Annotated in this window: 19 protein-coding genes; 11 read left to right on the top strand and 8 right to left on the bottom strand. The window is 69.6% G+C overall.

What is annotated here, in order from left to right:
* The first annotated feature begins 4 nt into the window (after positions 1-4).
* Both BM236_RS06100 and erpA read left to right on the top strand, forming a co-directional pair.
* Positions 5-1102, top strand: coding sequence for a glycerate kinase family protein (locus BM236_RS06100; protein ID WP_091121377.1), 1098 nt, complete (start codon positions 5-7; stop codon positions 1100-1102).
* 62 nt (positions 1103-1164) lie between these two features.
* On the top strand, positions 1165-1611 hold the full coding sequence (gene erpA / locus BM236_RS06095) for an iron-sulfur cluster insertion protein ErpA (RefSeq protein ID WP_342714151.1): 447 nt from the start codon (positions 1165-1167) through the stop codon (positions 1609-1611).
* Between the two features lie 72 nt (positions 1612-1683).
* Here the strand turns inward: erpA and BM236_RS06090 are convergent, their stop codons facing one another.
* Complete coding sequence (locus BM236_RS06090) at positions 1684-1923, bottom strand: hypothetical protein (protein ID WP_091121375.1); 240 nt, start codon at positions 1921-1923, stop codon at positions 1684-1686.
* A 64-nt stretch (positions 1924-1987) separates the two neighbouring features.
* On the opposite strand from BM236_RS06090, the gene BM236_RS06085 reads away from it, so the two are divergent.
* Positions 1988-2968, top strand: a complete 981-nt coding sequence (locus BM236_RS06085) for a carbohydrate kinase family protein (RefSeq protein ID WP_245750166.1) — start codon at positions 1988-1990, stop codon at positions 2966-2968.
* Here BM236_RS06085 and BM236_RS18880 read toward each other — a convergent pair.
* Both BM236_RS18880 and BM236_RS06080 read right to left on the bottom strand, forming a co-directional pair.
* Positions 2961-3197: a sulfurtransferase TusA family protein gene (locus tag BM236_RS18880; RefSeq protein WP_175507569.1), complete on the bottom strand. Its 237-nt coding sequence runs from the start codon at positions 3195-3197 to the stop codon at positions 2961-2963. The two genes, BM236_RS06085 and BM236_RS18880, sit on opposite strands and share 8 nt — an antisense overlap.
* The gene (locus tag BM236_RS06080; protein ID WP_175507568.1) at positions 3194-4309 is read right to left on the bottom strand and encodes a cysteine desulfurase family protein; all 1116 of its coding nucleotides are present in this window, start codon (positions 4307-4309) and stop codon (positions 3194-3196) included. The genes BM236_RS18880 and BM236_RS06080 overlap by 4 nt, the downstream gene beginning before the upstream one ends.
* Positions 4310-4489: 180 nt before the next feature.
* On the opposite strand from BM236_RS06080, the gene ctaC reads away from it, so the two are divergent.
* The 4 genes from ctaC to BM236_RS06060 all read left to right on the top strand — a co-directional run bounded on the left by ctaC (position 4490) and on the right by BM236_RS06060 (position 8863).
* Positions 4490-5368 (top strand): aa3-type cytochrome oxidase subunit II, encoded by an 879-nt coding sequence (ctaC, locus tag BM236_RS06075; protein WP_245750165.1) that lies wholly within the window; start codon positions 4490-4492, stop codon positions 5366-5368.
* A 56-nt stretch (positions 5369-5424) separates the two neighbouring features.
* On the top strand, positions 5425-7074 hold the full coding sequence (ctaD, locus tag BM236_RS06070; RefSeq protein WP_091121565.1) for an aa3-type cytochrome oxidase subunit I: 1650 nt from the start codon (positions 5425-5427) through the stop codon (positions 7072-7074).
* Entirely contained in the window at positions 7074-7490 is a 417-nt protein-coding gene (locus BM236_RS06065) for a cytochrome c oxidase subunit 4 (protein WP_091121371.1), read from the top strand. Before ctaD ends, BM236_RS06065 begins: the two co-directional genes overlap by 1 nt.
* Positions 7491-7627: 137 nt before the next feature.
* Positions 7628-8863: a L,D-transpeptidase gene (locus BM236_RS06060; protein ID WP_091121368.1), complete on the top strand. Its 1236-nt coding sequence runs from the start codon at positions 7628-7630 to the stop codon at positions 8861-8863.
* Positions 8864-8958: 95 nt separating this feature from the next.
* On the opposite strand, the gene qcrB is transcribed toward BM236_RS06060, so the two are convergent.
* From qcrB to ctaE, 4 genes are read right to left on the bottom strand one after another with little or no spacing between them, the layout of a single operon-like run.
* A complete protein-coding gene (gene qcrB / locus BM236_RS06055) occupies positions 8959-10716 on the bottom strand; it encodes a cytochrome bc1 complex cytochrome b subunit (protein ID WP_175507567.1) in 1758 nt (585 codons plus the stop codon).
* Positions 10713-11771 carry a cytochrome bc1 complex Rieske iron-sulfur subunit gene (gene qcrA / locus BM236_RS06050; RefSeq protein ID WP_425434186.1) on the bottom strand — a complete coding sequence of 353 codons (1059 nt, stop codon included), beginning with the start codon at positions 11769-11771 and terminating at the stop codon, positions 10713-10715. The genes qcrB and qcrA overlap by 4 nt, the downstream gene beginning before the upstream one ends.
* Positions 11772-11812: 41 nt before the next feature.
* A complete protein-coding gene (gene qcrC / locus BM236_RS06045) occupies positions 11813-12688 on the bottom strand; it encodes a cytochrome bc1 complex diheme cytochrome c subunit (RefSeq protein ID WP_091121364.1) in 876 nt (291 codons plus the stop codon).
* A gap of 31 nt (positions 12689-12719) precedes the next feature.
* Positions 12720-13370: an aa3-type cytochrome oxidase subunit III gene (gene ctaE, locus BM236_RS06040; RefSeq protein ID WP_091121362.1), complete on the bottom strand. Its 651-nt coding sequence runs from the start codon at positions 13368-13370 to the stop codon at positions 12720-12722.
* Positions 13371-13435: 65 nt separating this feature from the next.
* Between ctaE and BM236_RS06035 the strand changes: the two genes are divergently transcribed.
* The 4 genes from BM236_RS06035 (at position 13436) to trpD (ending at position 17240) form a co-directional block, all read left to right on the top strand.
* A complete protein-coding gene (locus tag BM236_RS06035) occupies positions 13436-14380 on the top strand; it encodes a cytochrome c oxidase assembly protein (RefSeq protein ID WP_091121360.1) in 945 nt (314 codons plus the stop codon).
* A 102-nt stretch (positions 14381-14482) separates the two neighbouring features.
* Positions 14483-15805 (top strand): hypothetical protein, encoded by a 1323-nt coding sequence (locus BM236_RS06030; protein WP_139230038.1) that lies wholly within the window; start codon positions 14483-14485, stop codon positions 15803-15805.
* Positions 15802-16209, top strand: a complete 408-nt coding sequence (locus tag BM236_RS06025) for an Rv3143 family two-component system response regulator (RefSeq protein WP_091121356.1) — start codon at positions 15802-15804, stop codon at positions 16207-16209. Before BM236_RS06030 ends, BM236_RS06025 begins: the two co-directional genes overlap by 4 nt.
* Positions 16210-16211: 2 nt before the next feature.
* Positions 16212-17240, top strand: a complete 1029-nt coding sequence (trpD, locus tag BM236_RS06020) for an anthranilate phosphoribosyltransferase (protein WP_091121354.1) — start codon at positions 16212-16214, stop codon at positions 17238-17240.
* Positions 17241-17314: 74 nt separating this feature from the next.
* On the opposite strand, the gene BM236_RS06015 is transcribed toward trpD, so the two are convergent.
* The gene (locus BM236_RS06015; RefSeq protein WP_175507566.1) at positions 17315-21838 is read right to left on the bottom strand and encodes an Ig-like domain-containing protein; all 4524 of its coding nucleotides are present in this window, start codon (positions 21836-21838) and stop codon (positions 17315-17317) included.
* Positions 21839-21841 lie beyond the last annotated feature (3 nt).

The following is a 21841-nucleotide window of genomic DNA, read 5'->3' as shown; positions in this document are numbered from 1 at the left end:
ACCCGTGCGGATCCTGATCGCCCCTGACAAGTTCGCCGGCACGCTGACCGCCGTCGAGGCCGCGGAGGCGATCGCGGCCGGCTGGTCCCGGCACGCTCCGGACGACGAGCTCGAGCTCGTCCCCATGGCGGACGGCGGTCCGGGCTTCGTCGACGTCCTGCACGCCACCCTCGGCGGTGAGCTGCTGGCCGTCACCGTGACGGGGCCGCACCGCGAGCCGACGCCCGCGACGATCCTCGTGGTCGGGGACACCGCCTACGTCGAGTCGGCGCAGGCGTGCGGCCTCGCGTTGACCGGCGCAAGCGGGGCCGGGTCCGCCACGACCTACGGCGTCGGGGAGCTCGTCCTCGCCGCCGCGGACGCCGGCGCCCGGCGGGTCGTCGTCGGCCTCGGCGGCAGCGGGTCCAACGACGGCGGTGCGGGCTTCCTGGCCGCCCTCGGCGCGACCGCCGACCGGCCGCTCGACCAGGGCGGTGCAGCGCTCACCGGGATCACGTCCCTCACCGTCCCGGCGTCGCCGGAGGTCGAGATCGTGGCGGCCAGCGACGTCGACAGCCCGCTCACCGGGCTCTTCGGCGCGACGAAGGTCTACGGACCCCAGAAGGGGCTGACCGAGGACCAGCTCCCGGCTCTCGACGGCGCCCTGCAGGACCTGGCCGCCGCCGCCGGGCCGTCGGGCCGCCGACTGGCGCTCGAGGCGGGCGCCGGCGCGGCCGGTGGGCTCGGCTACGGGCTGCTGGTGGCCGGCGCGCGGCGGCAGCCGGGTCTGGCGCTGCTCGCCGACGCGGTCGGCCTGCTCGCGAAGGCTCGCCGCGCCGATCTCGTCGTCACGGGCGAGGGCGCCTTCGACTTCTCCAGCCGAGCCGGGAAGGTCCCCTACGGGGTGGCCGACGTCGCGGCCCGGGCGGCCCGACCATGCGTGGTGCTCGCGGGGCGCGTCGACGTGGGGGCCCGGGAGATGCGGGCCCTCGGTGTGGAGTCGGCGTACGCGCTGGTCGACGTGGTGGGGGAGGAGCGTGCCTTGGCCGATCCGGCGGGGTCGCTGGCCGCGCTCGCCGAGCGGGTCGCGCGCAGCTGGTCCCCTCGGCGGGGTGGGGAATAACCGGGTGTGTGCGACGATTGGGAACTGTTGAACCAGTTCTGCTCGACGAGATGGAGTCATCAATGAGCGACGGATGCGGCTGCGGCCACGGCCACGGCGCCACCACCGAGACGACCGCGACCACCGCGACGACGTCGGGTGCGACCCAGACGGTCGCCGCCCCAGTGCTGACCGACCGCCGGGAGGACCAGATCAACCTGAGCCCCGTCGCGGCCTCCAAGGTGAAGAGCCTGCTGGAGCAGGAGGGTCGCGACGACCTCTCGCTGCGCATCTCGGTGCAGCCGGGTGGCTGCTCGGGCCTGCGCTACCAGCTCTTCTTCGACGAGCGCACGCTCGACGGTGACACCGTCACCGACTTCGGCGGCGTCTCCGTCGTCGTCGACCGGATGAGCGTCCCTTACCTCAACGGCGCCATGATCGACTTCGTGGACACGATCGAGAAGCAGGGCTTCACGATCGACAACCCGAACGCGACCGGCTCCTGCGCCTGCGGCGACTCGTTCCACTGATCCGCTGAGGACGACAGCCCCCGCCGATCGGCGGGGGCTGTTGCCTTTCCGGGAGGAAAGAGAACGGACGGCTCAGACGAGGTCGAGCCCGAGGGCCGCTGCGATCCGGCGAGCGGCGACCGTGGGATCGATGTCAGGCTTGGCCACCTCGGTGAAGGCGTCGAAGCCGATGCTGGGCGCGGGACGCGAGGCCGCGCGCGCGACCCTCGCGAACGACCGCGAAAGCTCCAGACGCGCCTGCGCGGCGCGGCAGTCCGAGGCCATCGGGGCGTCGTCGTAGGCGAGGCCGGAGGTCTGCTGGGCGTCGGTCATGCGATCGACGCTAGGCACTACCGATGGGTACTCCAAGCGGTACGAAGCGGTAGTGTTCGGCCACGTGTCTGGCTCCCTGTTGATCGCCGCGTCGATCGCCACCGACCACCTGATGACCTTCCGCGGCAAGTTCGCCGACTCGCTGGTGGTCGAGCAGCTCGACAAGCTCTCGCTGAGCTTCCTCGTCGACGACCTCGAGATCCGTCGCGGCGGCGTCGCGGCCAACATCTGCTTCGGCCTCGGCACGCTCGGTCTCGCTCCGGTGCTCGTCGGCGCGGTGGGTGAGGACTTCGGCGACTACCGCTCCTGGCTCGAGCGGCACGGCGTCAACTGCGACCACGTCCACGTGTCGGAGACCAAGCACACCGCTCGCTTCGTCTGCACCACCGACGAGACGATGGCGCAGTTCGCCAGCTTCTACCCCGGTGCCATGTCCGAGGCGCGGCTCATCGAGCTCGCCCCGATCGTGCGTTCGGTCGGTGACCCGACCTTCGTGCTGATCGGTGCGGACGACCCCGACGGCATGCTGCGCCACACCGAGGAGTGCCGGCAGCGCGGCTACGCGTTCATCGCCGACCCCAGCCAGCAGCTGGCCTTCGGCAGCGGCGAGCTCATCCGCGACCTGGTCGACGGTGCGTCGATCCTCTTCTCCAACGAGTACGAGTCCCACCTCATCGAGTCCAAGACCGGCTGGAGCGCCGAGGAGGTGCTCGCCCGCGTGGGCACCCAGGTCACCACCCTCGGCGCCGACGGCGTGCGCATCTCGCGCAAGGGCGAGGACCCGATCACCGTGCTCGCCTGCAAGAACGTCACCGCGGTCGAGCCGACGGGCGTCGGCGACGCGTTCCGCGCCGCGTTCCTTGCCGCCACTACCTGGGGGCTCGGGCTGGAGCGGTCGGCCCAGGTCGGCTGCACCCTGGCGGCGTACGTCGTGGAGACGGTCGGCACGCAGGAGTACTCCTTCACCGGCCAGGAGTTCCTGACGCGGTTCAGCGAGAACTACGGCGCCGACGCGGCCGCCGAGGTCGCCCCGTTCCTCAGCTGAGCCGCCGGACGAGCAGGACCGGCACCCCGTCGGGGGCGGTCTCCTCGCCGACGTACTCCTGACCCCGCATCCGGCACCACGCCGGCACGTCGTGGCGTGCTGCGGGGTCGTCCGACGCGACGCCGAGCACGTCGCCGACCGGCACGTCGGCCAGGTGGCGGGCCAGCTCGATGATCGGCCGCGGGCACGGCAGGCCCCGGCAGTCCAGGGTCGGCCCGGAGCCGCTCACAGGGCGACCTCCGCGCGCAGGTCCGCCACGACGCCGGGCAGCACGTCGAGGAACCGCTCGACGTCGCTCTGCGTCGTGTCGCGGGTCAGCGACAGCCGGACGTTGCCGTGCGTGAGGGCGCCCATCGCCGCGAGCACCCGCGACGGCTCCCGGGTGTCGACCGCGCAGGCCGAGCCGCTGGCGATGCCGAAGCCGTGCCGGTCCAGCGCGCTCACCAGCGCCTCACCGTCGACGTAGAGACAGGAGAACGTCACCAGGTGGGGGAGCCGGTCGACGGGATCGCCCACCAGGTCGACGTCCGGGATCGAGGCGACCCGCTCGCGGACCAGGTCGATCATGGCGCGCTGCCGGCCGCCGACCTCGTCGCGCTCGGCAGCGACGGCCTGCAGCGCCGCGGCCGCAGCCAGGGCGCCCGGCACGTCGGTGAACCCGTGGTCGGCGCGCTCCGTCCGGTCGGGGGCCGGGAAGGGGTGCCGCCAGCGCGCCGAGCGGCGTACGACGAGGACCCCCACCCCGCCCGGGCCGCCCCACTTGCGGGCGGACCCCGCCACGGCGGTCCATCCCGGGGGCAGCGGCAGCCGCCCCATCGAGGCGCCGGCATCGACCAGCAGCGGGACGTCCCCGAGCGCCTCGGCCACCGCGTCGACCGGCTGGAGCGTCCCGACCTCGTGGTTCGCCTGCTGTACGACGACGAGGCCGGCGCTCTCCTCCCGCGCGGCGGCGGCGATCGACCCGGCGTCGACCCGGCCGGCGCGGTCGACCTCCACGACGCGCGTCGGCACTCCCGCCCAGGCCGTGGCGTCCGGCACGGACTGGTGCTCGACGGCGGTCATGACGACGGGCGCACCCCCGGACGGAAGCAACCCGAGCAGGCCGGCGTGGACCGCTGCCGAGCCGGAGGAGGTGAACATCACCTCGTCCCGGCGCACGCCCAGGACCGCGGCGACCACCTCGCGCGCGTTGTCGAGCAGCAGGCGCGCATCGCGACCCGGACCGTGCAGTCGCCGCGGGTCGGCATATCCCCGCGTGGAGGCGGCGCCGAGAACGGCCCGAGCGGCGGGATGGAGAGGCTCGGCGGAGGCGGCGTCGAGGTAGACCGCGGGGTGGCTCACATCGACACCCTAGAGACTTCGAGGGGCCACCCAGTGGGTCGAGGGGCGGAGCACTTCCGCTAATGTGCGACGTGTGAACTCGTGCCCGTCGGCGGGTACGGGTCCGATGCCGTGACTGCTCGAGAGAGAGGCTCGTTCGTGGGTCTGCACTTGCCCGGAAAGCCGGAGGGACGACGACTGGTGGGGAAGACCTCCCTGCTGGTCGCGCTGGCCGCTGTGGTCGTCCTGCTGGGGGGCTGCTCGTCGGAGACGAAGGGCGAGTGGAAGCGGGCAGCGATGCCCGACCCCGCCTCAGCCCAGGGCGAGCACACCCTCTCGCTGTGGCAGGGCGCCTGGATCGCCGCGATGATCACGGGTGTCATCGTCTGGGGCCTGATCTTCTGGGCCTGCTGGCACTACCGCCGCCGCAGCGAGTCCGACATCCCGGTCCAGACCCGCTACAACCTGCCGATCGAGATCTTCTACACGATCGCGCCGGTCCTGATGGTCATCGTCTTCTTCACCCACACGGTGCGGACCCAGGACGCCATCCTCGACGAGGGCAAGGTCGACAACACGATCGAGGTCGTCGGCCAGCAGTGGTCGTGGACATTCAACTACGGCATGGGCGAGCGGGACGGCTCGGCCGACGACGACGCCGCGGATGACGAGTTCCCCTACTCCGACTACGTCTACGAGGCCGGCACCGCCGAGCGCATCCCGACGCTCGTGCTCCCGATCAACAAGACCACCCGCTTCAACCTGCACAGCCCCGACGTCGTCCACGACTTCGGTGTCCCCGCCTTCCTCATGAAGATGGACGTCATCCCGGGCCGCGTGAACCACTACGCGATCACGCCGACCCGTATGGGTGACTTCCGCGGCGCCTGCTACGAGCTCTGCGGCGTGTCGCACTCGCGGATGCTGTTCAACGTGAAGGTGGTCAGCGAGGCGGACTACGAGAGCTACCTCCAGGACCTCAAGAGCCAGGGCAACGAGGCTGACAAGCCGCTGCTCGGCGGTGCTGAGGCCGACACGCAGGCCGGGCTCAACAACGACACCGAGGGAGTGAACAAGTGACCGCGACCGCATCACCCAGCACGGCGACCGCCAGTGGTCGCCGGCCGCTGGGCCAGATGGCGTTCCGCATCCTGACGACCACCGATCACAAGCTGATCGGCAAGATGTACTTCGTCACCGCGTTCGCGTGGTTCCTGGTCGGTGGCCTGATGGCGCTGATCATGCGCGCGGAGCTGGCCTTCCCGGGAAACCAGGTCGTCAACGACGAGCTCTTCAACCAGCTCTTCACCATGCACGGCACGATCATGCTGCTGCTGTTCGCGACCCCGCTCTTCTTCGCCTTCGGCAACGCGATCATGCCCCTGCAGATCGGCGCTCCCGACGTCGCCTTCCCGCGGCTCAACATGCTGAGCTACTGGCTCTACCTGTTCGGTGGTCTCATCGCGGCCTCCGGGTTCCTCACCCCGCTCGGTGCGGCCGACTTCGGCTGGTTCGCCTACACCCCGCTCTCCGACGCGGTCCGCAGCCCGGGCGTCGGCGGCGACCTGTGGATCATGGGCCTGTGGATGGCCGGTCTGGGCACGATCCTCGGTGCGGTCAACTTCATCACCACGATCATCTGCATGCGCGCGCCGGGCATGACGATGTTCCGGATGCCGATCTTCGTCTGGAACACGCTGGTCACGAGCCTGCTCGTGCTGATCGCCTTCCCGGTCCTGGCCGGTGCCCTGCTGATGCTGGAGGCGGACCGCCAGATCGGTGCGCACGTCTTCGACACCGCCCACGGCGGCCCGATCCTGTGGCAGCACCTGTTCTGGTTCTTCGGCCACCCCGAGGTCTACATCATCGCGCTGCCGTTCTTCGGCATCGTGACCGAGATCCTCCCGGTGTTCAGCCGCAAGCCGGTCTTCGGCTACGTCGGCCTCGTCGGCGCCACCGTCGGCATCGCGATCCTCTCGGTCGCGGTGTGGGCGCACCACATGTTCGTCACGGGCGCGGTCGACCTGCCGTTCTTCTCCGGCATGACCTTCCTGATCGCCGTTCCGACAGGCGTGAAGTTCTTCAACTGGATCGGCACCATGTGGGGCGGGTCGATCTCGTTCGACACGCCCATGCTGTGGTCGGTCGGCTTCCTCACGACCTTCCTGTTCGGTGGCCTCACCGGCATCATCCTGGCCAGCCCGCCGCTCGACTTCCACGTCTCCGACTCCTACTTCGTGGTGGCTCACTTCCACTACGTCGTCTTCGGCACGGTCGTGTTCGCGATGTTCGCCGGGTTCTACTTCTGGTGGCCCAAGCTCACCGGCAAGATGCTCAACGAGCGCCTGGGCAAGATCCACTTCTGGCTGCTGTTCATCGGCTTCCACACCACGTTCCTGGTGCAGCACTGGCTGGGCGTCGAGGGCATGCAGCGACGCATCGCCGACTACCTCCCGTCCGACGGGTTCGAGACGCTCAACCAGATCTCGACGGTCGGCGCCTTCCTGCTCAGCATGTCGATGATCCCGTGGTTCCTGAACCTCTGGGTCACCCACAAGTCGCCCATGGTCGAGGTCGACGACCCGTGGGGCTGGGGCCGCTCGCTGGAGTGGGCGACCTCCTCCCCGCCGCCGCGTCACAACTTCGTGTCGCTGCCCCGGATCCGTTCCGAGTCGCCCGCCTTCGACCTGCACCACCCGGAGATCGCGGCGCTCGAGATCGAGTCCGAGGACGAGCTCGCCGTCCACATCCCTGGCAAGTCCGTTCACGAGGAGGGTGACGCCTGATGAAGTCCGAGACCTGGATCTTCGGCGGCTGCTTCGTGTTCTTCGTGCTCGTCACGCCTGCCTACGCGCTGATCACCGACGCGTCCGACCACGGCATGGACTGGACCGGCACCTCGGCCCTGTTCATGACCGCGCTCCTGACGGGCATGATCGGGCTCTACCTCGGCTTCCACGCCAAGCGGATGGACCCGCGCCCCGAGGACCGCAAGGACGGCGAGATCGCCGACGGCGCCGGCGAGCTCGGCTTCTTCTCGCCATACTCCTGGTGGCCGCTGTGGTGTGGCGCGACGCTTGCGATCATCGTCTTCGGCGCCGCCATGGCCGCCTACTGGCTGATGATCATCGGTGGTGTGCTCGGCGCGGTCGCCCTCGCCGGGTTGGTCTTCGAGTACTACCGCGGGGACCACGCGCACTGAGTAACGGATCGATCACGAAGGCCCGCCGACTGCAACCAGGTCGGCGGGCCTTTGCGTCTGGTGGGTGAGTGGAAGTTAAGGTTGCTCCGGCCACGGCCGGGCGACCGTCCGTCGAACCATCCGTCTGGAGATCCAACATGAGGAACAACGACCGCGCAGTCGCCGTGAGGCGCTCGGGCAAGCCGGTCGCACTGGTGCTCGCCGCCGCCACGACGGCGGCCCTCCTGACGGGGTGTGACGCCGACGACGCGGTACCCAGCGCCGGCGGCGCCGAGACGGGCAGCACCCCGAGCTCGTCGCCGTCGGCGGTGAAGGACCCGGTCGCCGTCACCGTGAACGTCACCAAGGGCGAGCGCGACGTGCCGGTCAGCCGGCGCGTACAGGTGCGGGCGGACGCCGGTCGACTCGACCACGTCGCCGTGACGGCCGGTGAGGTGGCCCTCTCAGGCGCGCTGTCGCCCGACGGCACCACCTGGACCGCCGACGACCTCCTCGAGCCGGACACGCTCTACACCGTGCGGGCCACAGCCGCGGGGGAGCAGGGCGGTACGACGCAGCGCCAAGTGCGCTTCCGGACGCAGTCGCTCTCGCTCGACCAGCAGACCTACCCCTCCGTCGCCCCGCTCGACGGCGAGACCGTCGGTGTCGGCATGCCGGTGGTCGTCACGTTCGACGTCCCGGTCACCAACAAGAAGGCGTTCGAGCGGCACATGAAGGTCGCCACCCAGCCAGCCCAGCAGGGCAGCTGGCACTGGTTGAGCGACCACGAGGCGCACTGGCGGCCGGCGACCTACTGGCAGGCCGGCACCGACGTCACGGTGGAGGTGGGGGTCAACTCCGTCCCCGCGGGCAACGGCGTCTTCGGCCAGGAGGACCGTACGGTCCACTTCCACGTGGGCGACACGCACGTCTATCGCGTCAACACGCAGACCGACCAGATGAAGGTGTTCGTCAACAAGAAGCTGGTCCGCACCCTGCCGGTCACCACCGGCAAGGCGGGCTTCACCACCCGGTCGGGCACGAAGGTCATCATCGAGAAGTCCGCCTCCAAGCGGATGCGCTCGGAGACCATCGGGATCGGCAAGAACAACCCGGAGTACTACGACCTCGACGACGTGCAGTGGGCGATGCGCCTGACCTACTCGGGGGAGTTCATCCACGCCGCGCCGTGGTCCGTCGGCTCCCAAGGTCGCGCCAACGTCTCGCACGGCTGCACCGGCCTCAGCACGGCCAACGCGAAGTGGCTCTACGACCTCAGCCGTCGCGGCGATGTCGTGGAGTACACCGGCACCTCGCGTCCGATGGAGTTCGGCAACGGGTACGGCGACTGGAACGAGTCGTTCGGCGACTACCAGGAGGGCTCGGCCCTCTGAGCCTCGTGCTCTCGATCCAGCGCTGAGCGGGCGTCGAATGCCGGAAGGGCCGGCCCGTCATGTGACGGGCCGGCCCTCCGACGTTCTGCGGTGGATCAGTGGTGGTGCTCGGGGCGGATCGGCTCCTCGGCGACCGGGTGGCGGCCGTCGAAGTGGTGACCCTCCGCGGAGTGGCCGTCGAGCGCGGCCAGCTCGTGCGCCTCGTGCGCGGCGTGGTGACGCGCCTCCTCGAGCTCGGCATGCGTCGGCTTGTCGATGTCGTCCGCGTAGTAGAGCGTGCGGATCTTCTCGCGCAGGCCGCCCAGCTTGCTTTGGGGCGCCGGCACGCCGTTCGTGTCGGGGCCGGCGGCCGGCGTCAGCTGCTCGGCGCTGCGGTCGCGGACGGTGAGGGTGTAGGCCTCGACGTCGCTGATCGGGAGGTGCTTCTCGTAGTAGGAGCCCTCCGGCGTCCGCATGATGACGCCCGTCTCGTAGCCGTGCAGCAGCAGGTCGTTGTCGTGACGCTGCAGGCTGATGCAGATCCGTCGCGTCACCAGGAACGCGATCACCGGGCCGATGAAGACCGCGGCACGCAGGAAGTAGGTGATCTGGTTGATCGACGCGTGCAGCCGGATGGCGATGATGTCGTTGCCGCCGGCGGTCCAGAAGAGACCGTAGAGCGTCATCAGGGCGACCATCGTCGCGGTGCGGGTCGGGGCGTTGCGCGGCCGCTGGAGCAGGTGGTGCTCGCGCTTGTCACCGGTGATCCAGCCCTCGATGAAGGGCAGCAGCAGCACGACGGTGAAGAGCAGGCCGGGCAGGACGATGATCGGCAGGAAGATGTTCCACGACCAGGTCGAGCCCCAGAAGTGCGACTCCCAGCCGGGCATGATGCGCAGCGCGCCGTCGGGCCAGCCCATGTACCAGTCGGGCTGGGAGCCCGCGGTCACCTTGGTCGGGTCGTAGGGGCCGAACTTCCACACCGGGTTGATCGACAGCAGGCCACCCATGAGCGCGGTGACGCCGAAGACGATGAAGAAGAAGCCACCGGCCTTGGCGGCGTACACGGGGAGCATGGGGTAGCCGACGACGTTGTCCTCGGTGCGGCCGGGCCCCGCCCACTGGGTGTGCTTGTGGTAGACGAGCAGCAGCATGTGGGCGGCGATGAGCGCCAGCAGCAGGCCGGGGATCAGCAGCACGTGGATGGTGTAGAGCCGGGGGATGATCGACTCGCCCGGGAACTCGCCGCCGAAGAGGAAGAACGAGATGTAGCTGCCGACGATCGGGATCGACTTGATGAAGCCGTCGGCGGCGCGGATGCCGGTGCCGGAGAGCAGGTCGTCGGGCAGCGAGTAGCCCGTGAAGCCCTCGAGGGTGCCGAGAAGCAGCAGCAGCGAGCCGATGACCCAGTTGAGCTCACGCGGCTTGCGGTGCGCACCCGTGAAGAACACCCGCAGGAGGTGGATCATCATCGCCGCGATGAAGAGCATGGCTGCCCAGTGGTGCATCTGGCGCATGAGGAGGCCGCCGCGCACGTCGAAGCTGATGTTGAGCGCCGACGAGAACGCCTCCGACATCTGCAGGCCGCGCATCGGGTTGTAGGACCCCTGGTAGGTCACCTCGGCCATCGAGGGACGGAACCACAGCGTCAGGAAGACACCCGAGAGCAGGAGGACGACGAAGGACCACAGCGCGATCTCGCCGAGCATGAAGGACCAGTGGTCGGGGAAGACCTTGCGCAGGTTCTTCTTCCCCATGGCCGCGAGGCCGAGGCGCTCGTCGGCCCACTGGGCCGCGGCGCCCGCCTTGGAAGGCTTGGCAGCGTTGGCGGCGGTCTTGTTGGAGGTAGCCACCCTGGAAGTGTCGATGCTCACGACTTGAGCTCCTTAGCGACCTCGGACGGACTCTTGGTGTTGCGCTCCCAGAAGCTCGGGCCGACCGGCTCGAGGAAGTCGCTGAGCGCGATGAGGTAGCCCTCGTCGTCGACGCCCAAAGGCAGCTGGGGCAGGTGCCTACCGGCCGGACCGAACACGACGCGGCCGGAGTCGGCCAGGTCGAAGGTCGACTGGTGGCAGGGGCACAGCAAGTGGTGCGTCGTCCGCTCGTTGAGCGAGATCGGGCAACCGACGTGCGTGCAGATCTTGGAGTAGGCGACGATGCCCTGGACCGACCAGTTGCGCGTGACGTCGCTGATGATGTCGTCGGGGTCCATCCGCAGCATCACGATCGCGGCCTTCGACTTGGCGATCTGGAGCTCGGCGCCCTCGAGGTCGAAGAGTCCGTCGGGCTCGGCGTTGAACAGGTCGCCTATCTCGATGTCGGACGCCTTGATCGGGGTGCCGACGACGTCGCGGACGACGCGGGTGCCCTTGGCCCAGATCGTGTGGTGCAGGCCGGCGCCGGGGTACTCCCCGACGACCTGGTTGGGCAGCGGGCCCAGGTCGCGCAGCATGACGACAGCCGGGGCGGCCAGGAGCGCGACCGAGCCGAGCAGCGAGTTGCGGACGAGGGGCCGGCGGCCGATGCCCGACTCCTCGAGCCCGGCGTTGAGCGCGGCGAGCGTGGCGGTGCGGTCCTCCTCGGACGAGGCGGCCGGGTGGCGCTGCTCGGAGATCTCGTGGTCGCCCATGAGCTTGCGGGCCCACTGGATGACGCCGAGGCCGATGAGGAGCAGCGCAAGACCGAGCGTCGTGCCGAGGGCGACGTTGGACGCGCCCAGGCCGATGAAGGTGTGACCGTCGGTGCCGGTCTTGAGGGTGATGTAGAAGACCACGAACAGGACCGTCGCGACCGCCGAGAGACCGAACAGCGTGGCGACCTGGCGCTCGGCGCGCTTCTCGGCCCTGGCGTCGACGTCGGTCGGCCGCCATTGGTGCTCGGCCAGCCCGGGGTCGGGGAGCAGCGCGTCCGTGGCCGCGTTGATGGGCAGGTGCCCCGTGTCGTGGCCCGTGTCGTGGCTGGTGTCGGCACTCACGCCTGCGACTCCTTCTTCTTGCTCGAACGGGTGGTGTGGGCCGCGATCCAGATCGCGAACGCGACACAGGTCCCGAGTCCGACGAGCCAGGCGAACAGGCCCTCGCTCACCGGGCCCATGTTGCCGAGGCTGAAGCCGCCGAAGGACGGCTGCTCGCGCATCGTCTGGATGTAGGCGATCACGTCACGCTTCTCGTCCGGCGAGAGGTTGCCGTTGGAGAAGACGTCCATCGGGCCGGGGCCGGTCAGCATGGCCTCGTAGATGTGGCGCGGGGACGTGTTGAGGATGCTCGGGGCGTAGCCGCCGCGCGGCATGGCGCCACCGGCACCGGTGAAGTTGTGGCAGGCCGTGCAGTTGGTCAGGAAGATCTGGCCGCCGCGGACGACCGCCTCCTGGCGCTCGGCGTCGGTCATGCCGTCGGTCGAGTAGTCGGCCTCGGTCGGGATGGCCGGGCCGGGGGCGAGCGAGGCGACGTACGCCGCGAGCGCGGAGATCTCGTCGTCGCTGTAGGTCTGCGGCTTGGCCGGGCCCTGCTGTCCGGGCGCGGCCAGCGGCATGCGGCCGGTGCCGACCTGGAAGTTCACGGCGGCGGCGCCGACGCCGACCAGGCTCGGGCCGATCAGCTTGCCGTTGACGTCGGTCTGGCCCTCGGCGTTCTGCCCGTGGCAGAAGGCGCAGCCGACCAGGAAGAGCTCGCGGCCCTGCTTGACCAGCGCCTGGTCGTCCTCGGCCGAGGACGCCGACGAGCTGGGGGAGACGGCCGCGTAGAGCCCTCCGGTGAGCAACAGGCCCAGCAGCAGCACGACGAGCCCGGCGACGGGGCCACGACGGTGCCGCGAGAGGCGACCGGCGGAGCGGTTCAGGAGACGCACTTCGAAATCCTCACTCAGTCTGCTTCGCAGGTCACTTGATGATGTAGATCGTCGCGAACAGGCCGATCCAGACCACGTCCACGAAGTGCCAGTAGTACGAGACGACGATCGCGCTCACCGCCTGCTCGTGCGTGAACGTGCGCGCGACGTAGGTGCGGCCGAGCACGAAGAGGAAGGCGATCAGGCCGCCGGTCACGTGGAGACCGTGGAAACCGGTGGTCAGGTAGAACATCGTGCCGTACGCCGAGTCCGGGATCGTGACGCCCTCCTGGATCAGCGAGGCGTACTCGGTGGCCTGGCCGGCGATGAAGATCGCACCCATGACGTAGGTGAGCAGGAACCACTCACGCAGGCCCCAGGCGCCGACGTTGAACAGCCGGCCGGAGCGGCCGACCTTGCCGGCCTCGGCCTTGAACACGCCCATCTGGCAGGTCACCGACGAGAGCACCAGGATCGTGGTGTTGACCGCTGCGAACGGGACGTTCAGCTTCTCCGTGTTCGCGGGCCACAGCTCCGGACTGACCGACCGGATCGTGTAGTAGGCCGCGAAAAGGGCCGCGAAGAACATCAGCTCGCTGGAGAGCCAAATGATCGTCCCGACACTGACCATGCTCGGTCGGTCGTGCTGGCCCGTCAGACGGGATGCCGGAATAGCAGAAGCTGCAGTCGCCACAGGTGCCATTATGGCGGTCCTCCTTCGGGAGGCCACCCCGACCCCCTGTGTGAGGGGGTCATAAAGTTCACAGCGTGGTTCTCCCCCCGCTCAGCGCCTCCTCCGGGGCCGTCCTCGACCTGCCTTCGTTCGGGCTCTCCAGGGTCATCACCGAGTGGGGACTGAGCCCCGTCCCGTTCGTCGTGACGGCCTGGGCGGTCGGCCTCTACGTGTGGGGAGTGGTCTCGCTGCGCCGTCGCGGCGACCGCTGGCCCGTGGGACGGACCGTGTCGTTCGTGGTCCTCGGGATGGGGGCCTTCTACTTCGCCACGTCGTCCGGGCTGGCGGCGTACGACACCACGCTGGTGTCCGTGCACATGGTCCAGCACATGATCCTGGCCATGGTCGTCCCGCTGGCGCTGGCGCTGGGGGCTCCCGTCACGCTGGCGCTGCGCACCCTGCCCGCCACGCCCCGGCGCTGGCTGCTCGTCGTCCTGCACTCGCGGGTCGCGAAGGTGCTGTCCTTCCCGCCGCTCACCCTGGCGCTCTACCTCGTCTCGCCGTGGGCCCTCTACTTCTCCGGGTGGTACGAGGCGTCGCTCCGCTCGGACTACGTGCACGAGATGATGCACCTCCACCTGGTGCTGGTCGGAGCGCTCTTCTTCTGGCCCCTCATGGGCATCGACCCCGTCCCCGGACGGGTCGCCTACCCCTTCCGGCTGCTCCTGGCCATGCTCACGCTGCCGTTCCACGCCTTCCTCGGCATCACGATCATGGGACAAACCGATCTGCTGGGCGGCACGTGGTACCCCGACCTCCACGCCGGCCCGATGGGCTCCTGGCTCCCCGACCCGCACGACGATCAGCACCTGGCCGGCGGCATCCTGTGGGGATCCGGTGACCTGGTCGGCCTGGTGTTCTTCGGCGTGCTCTTCACCCAGTGGGTCCGCTCCTCGATGAAGGAGGCGGCGCGCGAGGACCGGCGCCTGGACCTCCTCGAGGCGCGGGAGCGGACGGCGGCGGAGCATCATCACTCATGAGACACCGACGGCTGCCGTCCTGTGACAAGAGGTCCGCGCTGGCACGCCTGAGTTCCACGGATTCAGTCCTGCCGTAGACCTACCTGTGGCAGCCTCACGCCTGTGCGCGAGCGTCGGTGGTCGGTGTGGCTCCCCGTGCTCGTCTTCCTCGGCACGGCTCTCGTCTACTGCGCGACGGTCTCGCGACTGCCGAGCTGGGACGCTGAGACGGCCAACCTCGCCTCATGGCACATCGGGCGAACCGGCAATCCCGATCTGCCCCTCTCCGACTATCCCAACCTGATGAGCGATGCCAGCCGGGCACAGTGGCTGGTCAAGAACGCCGACGGCGACGACATGATCGGCCGGGCGCCCGGCGTCATCGCGGCCAGCGTCCCGGCGTACTGGCTACTGGGCGGGTCGGACTTCTCCGTCCTCCCCGGCAGCCTGAGCGCCGCGGTGTTGTCGGCGGCCGCCATGACGTGGCTCTTCGTCCTGCTGAGCCGGCTCGCGGGGCGTCGCACGGCCCTGGCGGCGACCCTCGTGGTGGCCTTCACCACGCCCGTGTGGTCGGTGGCGGCCGACGCCATGTGGCCGCACACAGTGACGCTCCTCGGCGTGGTCGGCATGGCCGCCGCCGCGCGAGCCGACCGATGGTGGTGGGTCGGGTTCTGGGGCGGGGTCGCCGCGACGGGGCGGCTGCACGTCGCACTCGTCTGCCTCGTCCTCGCACTGGGGTGTGCCGTGCATCGTCGGCAGTGGCGTCCCGTCCTGCAGGCCGGGTCGGCCGGGGCCGCCTGGATCGGGCTGATCTCGGTGTGGACGCACTGGATGTACGGCAGGTGGGACCCGACCTCCGCCTACGACACCAACCAGTTCACCGACTACGCCGCGGGCCACCGTGTCGACCTTGTGAACCTGCTGGGCTTCTTCGTCTCGCCGCATCGCGGCCTGTTCCTGTGGTCGCCCGTCATCCTGGTTCTGCTGCCGGCGCTCGTCCGGGCCTGGCGCACGCTGCCGGACTGGTCGCGGTGGCTCTGCCTCGGCGGCCTCACCTACCTGCTGGTGCAGGGCCTGCTGAACAGGTTCTCGGGTGGCTTCTTCTTCTACGGCTACCGGCTGCAGCTCGAGGCGGTGCTCTGTGCCACACCTGCTCTGGTGCTGAGCTGGAGCCGTGCGGGGCGCGTGGCTCGAGCACTCCTCGTGCCGTTGGTGATCGTGCAGGGGGCGCTCATCATCCCCGGCTCGCTGACCGACCTCTACACGCCGGAGATCGACTCCTGGACCACCAACGGACTGTGGTACTGGCTGCAGCGGAGGCCCGCGGCGATCGTGGGACTGGTGCTCGCGAGCGGATTCGCGACGGCGCTGGCAGCGCGAATCGTGTCCGGCCGCGCGGCATCCCCGGTCGACGGCGTCCCGGCGCGAGTAGAGTCCCGGTCGTGACCGCGACAAAGCCTCTCCGCGTGCTCGTCTACAGCGACGACATCGACATCCGCCAGCAGGTCATCCTGGCCCTCGGACGCCGCCCTCACGCCGACCTGCCCGAGGTCGAGTACGTCGAGGTCGCCACCGAGCCGGTCGTGATCCAGAACATGGACGCCGGCGGGATCGACCTGGCCGTCCTCGACGGTGAGGCGGTCCCCGCAGGGGGCATCGGCATCGCCAAGCAGCTCAAGGACGAGATCTACCAGTGTCCGCCGATCGTCGTGCTGACCGGGCGTCCGCAGGACGCCTGGCTGGCGACGTGGTCGCGTGCCGACGCCGCTGTCCCGCACCCGCTCGACCCGATCGCGCTGGCGAAGGCCGTCGTCGGCCTCCTTCGTGACCGCGTACCCGCCACCGCCTGACGATGGGCGGCACCACGTGGCCCGACGTGCTCGGGGTCCTCGTCGCGCGCGCCGACCTCACCGCTGAGCAGACCCGCTGGGCGATGGGCGAGATCCTCGCCGGACAGGCCACGGACGCGCAGGTCGCCGGGTTCGCCGTCGCGCTGCGGGCCAAGGGCGAGACGATCGACGAGGTCCGCGGCCTCGCCGATGCGATGCTCGACCGCGCCAACCAGATCTCGGTGCCCGGACGGCTGCTCGACATCGTCGGCACCGGTGGGGACCGCTCGATGTCGGTCAACATCTCGACGATGGCGGCGATCGTGGCCGCCGGAGCGGGCGCGAAGGTCGTCAAGCACGGCAACCGGTCGGCGTCCTCGCAGTCCGGTTCCGCGGACGTGCTCGAGGCCTTGGGCATCCGGCTCGACCTTCCCGTAGACCGTGTCGCGGCGCTCGCCGAGACGGCCGGGATCACGTTCCTCTTCTCCGCTGCGTTCCACCCGGCGATGCGCTACGCGGCCGTGCCGCGTCGTGAGCTCGGCATCGGGACCACCTTCAACCTGCTCGGGCCGCTGACGAACCCCGCCCGGCCGCAGGCCAGCGCGATCGGCTGCGCCGACCCGCACGTGGCGCCCGTGATGGCCGGTGTGTTCGCCGAGCGCGGCCTGGATGCCTGGGTCTTCCGCGGCGACGACGGTCTCGACGAGCTGACGATCACGACGACCTCCCAGGTGTGGCAGGTGCGCGACGGCTCGGTCGCGAAGCACACGATCGACCCGCGGGACTTCGGCATCGCCCGCTCAGGCGTCGACGCGCTGCGCGGGGGAGACGCCGCGTTCAACGCCCAGGTCGTACGCCGGCTGCTGGCTGGCGAGCAGGGCGCCGTCCGCGACGCCGTCGTGCTCAACGCGGGTGCGGCGCTCGCGGTCTACGCCGCAGACCGTGCCGGGCTCGACGACGGGCTGACGGCGGGCATCGCCCGCGCCACCGAGGCGATCGACTCCGGCGCGGCCCGCGAGGTGCTCGAGCGCTGGGTGGCCGGCTCCGCCTGATCCGGGCAACGCTCGCGAACCGACAGGGACGCCGGCTCGGGGCGGCGGTTCCCCGCTGGCCCCGAGCCGACCCACTACTTGGCCTTGAACTGCCAGGACGATGTCGAGAACCTCACACCGGTGAGGTCCTTGACGATGGACCTGACGACGATCTTGTACTTCTTGCCGTGCTTGAGCTTGCTCTTCGGCTTGATCGTCAGCGTTCGCGTGCGCGCGTCGTAGGTCACCTTGAGCTTGACCTTCTTGCCCTTGTAGGTCAGCCGGACGGCCTTGGTGGCACCAGTGACCGGCTCGCTGAACGTGATCTTGATGGGCCCGCTCTTCTTGACGGTGCGCCCGACCGCCGGGGTGATCCGCACGATCCGGGGCGCCCCGTCGACCGCGCCGGAGTGGCTCGGGGCACCGAGCGCGAAACCACTTCCGGTCGCGCCCGGAGGCGTGGACGTGCCTCCTCCGGTGCTGCCGCTCGCGTCCCCGGAGGAGCCGCTGCTCGCCTTCGCGGTGACCAGTACCTCTGTGCTGGTCACATAACCGGTCTCGTAGCCGGCCTGTGCTCGGGCGGCCTGCACGCTGACCAGGTGACCCGCGTCGGAGTCCGTCGGCACATAGGTGCTGCGGGTCGCACCGCTGATCATCGCGCCGTCGCGCCGCCACTGGTACGTCGTGCTGCCGCCGGCTGAGGCGCCGGCGCGGGTCCATGCGAGGCCGCTCGCGGACAAGGTCGAACCCACCTGCGCCGTGCCGGTGACCGAGGGCACGGGCGACGTCGGTGCGATGCCGAGGATCGCGGTCGCCTCGCCCGTGGTGTAGCTGCCGGTCGCGTAGCTGGTCCTGGTCCCGGTGACCACGACGGTGATCGGTTGTCCGACGTCAGAGGGAGCGACGGTGTACGACGTCGAGGTTGCACTGTTCGACCCGACGCTCTTGGTCCCCACCTTCCACTGGTACCTGGTGGCCACCCCGTCGATGCTCCACGTCGCGGCGCCCACCGTCAGGACGCCGCCCACGTGGCTGTCCCCACTGATCGAAGGTACGGGGTCCTCGACGTGCGGGGCCTCCCCGGCCGCGCCGGTCTGCGCCGCGGCCGTCACCGTGGAGTTGGCGTAGCCGGATCGCGACGCGGTCACACGCACGGTGATGGCCCTGCCCACGTCGGATGGGCGGACGGTGAAGCTGGTGCCGGTGGCATCGGCGACGGCCGAGCCGCTCACCAGCCACTGCCACGCCAGCGTGACGTCGGCGGGCTCGAAGACCGGCATCGTGCTGACGCTCAGCACCTGACCGACCTGGACGCCCCCAGTGATCTCGGGAGGCTGGACGACGAGGGGCTTCGTGCTCGACGTGAAGGCGCGCCAACCGGTGGCACCGAGCTCGGCGTCGTCGGCGTCGAGCGCGACGACCCGCCACTCCCAGTCACCGTCGGCGATCGTCGAGGTCGGCGCCCACGCCGTCGCGTAGGTCTTGAAGTTGTCGGTCAGGCTGGTCTGGCCGGCCTTGCGGCGCTGCCAGCGGTAGGCGACCGGAGGCATCGCGGGGTCAGCGGGAGCCCATCGGAAGACCTCTTCGTTGGGCTCCACCCGCTCGCCCGTGGCGGGCGACAGCAGCTGCGGGTTCTGCCCGGTCCAGCGGAAGCTGAACATCTGCGACCACTGGCCGTCCTTGCCCTTGGCGTCGTTGCGCCGCACGCGCCAGTAGTACGGCGTGGCCTGGGCCGGGAGCGGAGTGGCGAATGCGTACATCGACTGCGCCACCGCGTTGTCCGTCAAGAGGGTCGCCCCGCTCTGCGTCGTCGCATTCCACGTCTTGTAGATCTCGACGTCGTAGGAGGCGGCGAAAGGCAGGGGCTGCCAGACGAGCCGGGTGCCTGAGCTGCTGCCACCGTCCGAGGGCTCGAGCAACGTTGGTGTGGGAGAGCGCCGGATCATGTGCTGCGTGGCGCTGTAGGGCAGGTAGTTCCCGGACTGGTCCCTGGCCTGGACCCGCCAGTAGATGTCGCCCTCGTTGTAGGTGTCGTCGGCCAGGGTGAACTGTTTCTGGTCGACATCGTAGATCTCCTTATTCCCGAACGAAGCGTCCGTGGCGATCTCGATGCGGTACTTGTCGGCTTCCAGAGTCGCACGGTCGGGGAGGTCAGAGCCGCTCGTGTCGGCGTTCAGGTTCGTGTCGACGTAGTCCTGCCACGAGAGCGTGACGTCGTCGCGCACGATCGGTGCGCCGCTCGTCGCATCGGTTCCGTACGTCGGATCCGGCGGATTCACGACAACGGGGTTGGCGATCTTCTCGAAGCCGTACTTCGCCGAGGCCGTGCTGGCGCACTTGCCGTCGACGGTGCAGGCCTGGACGTACCAGTAGTAGGCGATGCCGGCCTGGCTGTCGGGAAGCTCCACCACCGGTCGGAACAGCGGGCGATCGACACGCTGCGGATAGCCCGGCAGGAGGTGCGTCAGGGCTTGGTCGGCGCTGAGGTAGATCTGGTAGTAGCCGGCGTTGGGGATCGGGGCCCAGCTCAAGATCGGTGTCTCAGGGATGCCGGCGCAGTTCTCGGCGTCGGTCTGCACGCTGAGGGTGCAGCGGGCGTCGCCGGTCGCGTTAGCGCGGAGCGAGACGCCCTCGCCCACGACCTCGGGAACCGGGCTAGGGAGCGTGACCTGCGAACCGTCCGAGCCGATCGTGGTGGTGGAGGTGGGTGGGGCGATGGTGAAGGCCCCGATGTTCGACGGAGAGGTCGCCGAGACCGGAGTCTGTCCGTCCATCGCCTGGACCATCCACTCGTAGTTGCCCGGCGCGAGGTTGTTCGAGTCCAGGTCGGTGAACGAGGCGTGGTAGGTCACACCCTCGGGCGTCGCCGGCCAGACCGTCGATCCGGCCTTGCGAACGAACACGCGATAGGTGTAGCGAGAGAGGTCCCCGTCCTCAGGATCGGTGGAAGCCACCGGCAGGGCCGTCCACTTGAGGCTGGGGAACCGCTCGAAGGCGGTGCCGTTGGCAGGTGAGATCGGGTTCGGTTGGTTGGCGGTGCCGGCGTCGTCCTGGGTGACCGTGTACTGCCAACCGCTGGCGATGGTGCCGTTGCCGACCCGACCCGCGGCGTCGACGGGAACGACCTGCCAGTTGAAACGGACAGGGTCCCCGGGCAGGTCCTGCTCCACTGCCGGCGTGAGGAGCTCGGGAAAGAGGTTCGTCGTGATGTCGAGCTGCGTCGCTGCCGTCGTGTAAGTGGTGTTCGGGCCACCGTTGGTGCTGCTGAGCGTCACGCGGTACTCCGTGGCTCCGCTGACGGGGGCCCACCTCAGGGTCGGAGGAGGACCGCTCGCGCCGTCGGCGGGGGAGAGTCGCTGTGCCTTCCACTGGGCCATCGTGAACTGGTTGACCTGCGCGTTGACGACCTCGGTCACCGGCACGCTCGTGCTGTTCCAGTTTCCGCTGCCGTCGATGCCGATCACGCGCCAGTAGTAGGCGAGGCCGGGATCGGGCATGCAGTCGTCCTTCGACGGCACGTAGGTGGTGTGGACGGTGTAACAGGTCTGGACGTCTGTGTTGAACGTCGAGTCAGTCGTCAGCTGGACGGCATACCGGCTGGCCAGTCGGTCGGCCGGAGTCCACTCGTAGTAGAACGGGTTCCCGACATTGCTGTTGTTGGCCGGGTACGTCGGCACCGGCTGATCGGCCCAAGCCCGCTGGAACGAGAAGACCGGGACGGTGCTCCAGTCAGGAGTGAGACCATAGGCGTCGACCGGCCGGACCCGCCAGTAGTACTGGTCGTTGAGCAACGTGGCGGGGCGCGCCCAGCGGGTGCCGGTGATGCCGGTCTGCGAGATCAAGCCGCTGCTCGGGAACGCCCGGTCGGTGTGGAGCTGCACCTGATAGGTGACAGCGCCCGGCACGGGGTCCCAGTCGAGCACTGCGTCCTGGACCGACGAGAGGCCCTGGGGCGAAGCGGCGTCGGCCCACTCGTCGGGCAACCGGAGTGGCTGGACGACGAACGTCTGCACGGCGGACCACTCGGTGTAGACGTTGGCGCCACCGGACGACGACACCAAGGCGCGGACCTGCCAGAAGTGCGTCCCGAGCTGGGCCGGCCTGTAGTGGGCGGCCGTGACCTTGAGCGTCTTGGTGAGGAAACCGTTCGGGTTGTCGAAGTCCGGACCGATCTTGATGTCGTAGCTCAGTGCGCCCGGCACGGCGGTCCAGGTCAGGGTCGCTGAGGCGTCCGGAAGCCGGACGTTGGCCCCGTTCGACGGGGTGAGCTGGGTCGGCGCTGCGGCGATGGTGCGAGAGAAGTGGGCGGTCGCGTAGTCGCTGGTTCCGGACGAGTCCTTGGCCGCCACTCGCCAGTAGACGCTCGCCGGCAAGGTCGAGTCCGGGACGTACTGACGGTTCGTCGTCGTGGCCGAGTCGACCAGCGTGCCTGTGAAGTCCTGGTTGCCGGACACCTGGATGACGTAGCTCGTCGCCCCGGGGACCCAGTCCCAGGAGAGCGTCGGAACGCCGGTCACACTTCCACCGTCCGGGGACAGATTCACCGGCGCTGCCGGCGCGGCGTAGGACGGCGTCGCCATGGTGAGCGTCGCGGCGATCATCGCAACGGTCGCTGTCACGCC

Origin of the sequence: Nocardioides terrae (genome assembly GCF_900112345.1) — a bacterium.
Taxonomy (GTDB): domain Bacteria; phylum Actinomycetota; class Actinomycetes; order Propionibacteriales; family Nocardioidaceae; genus Nocardioides; species Nocardioides terrae.
The sequence above is the reverse complement of the archived record's forward strand: the minus strand, read 5'-3'. Positions and strand labels throughout refer to the sequence as shown.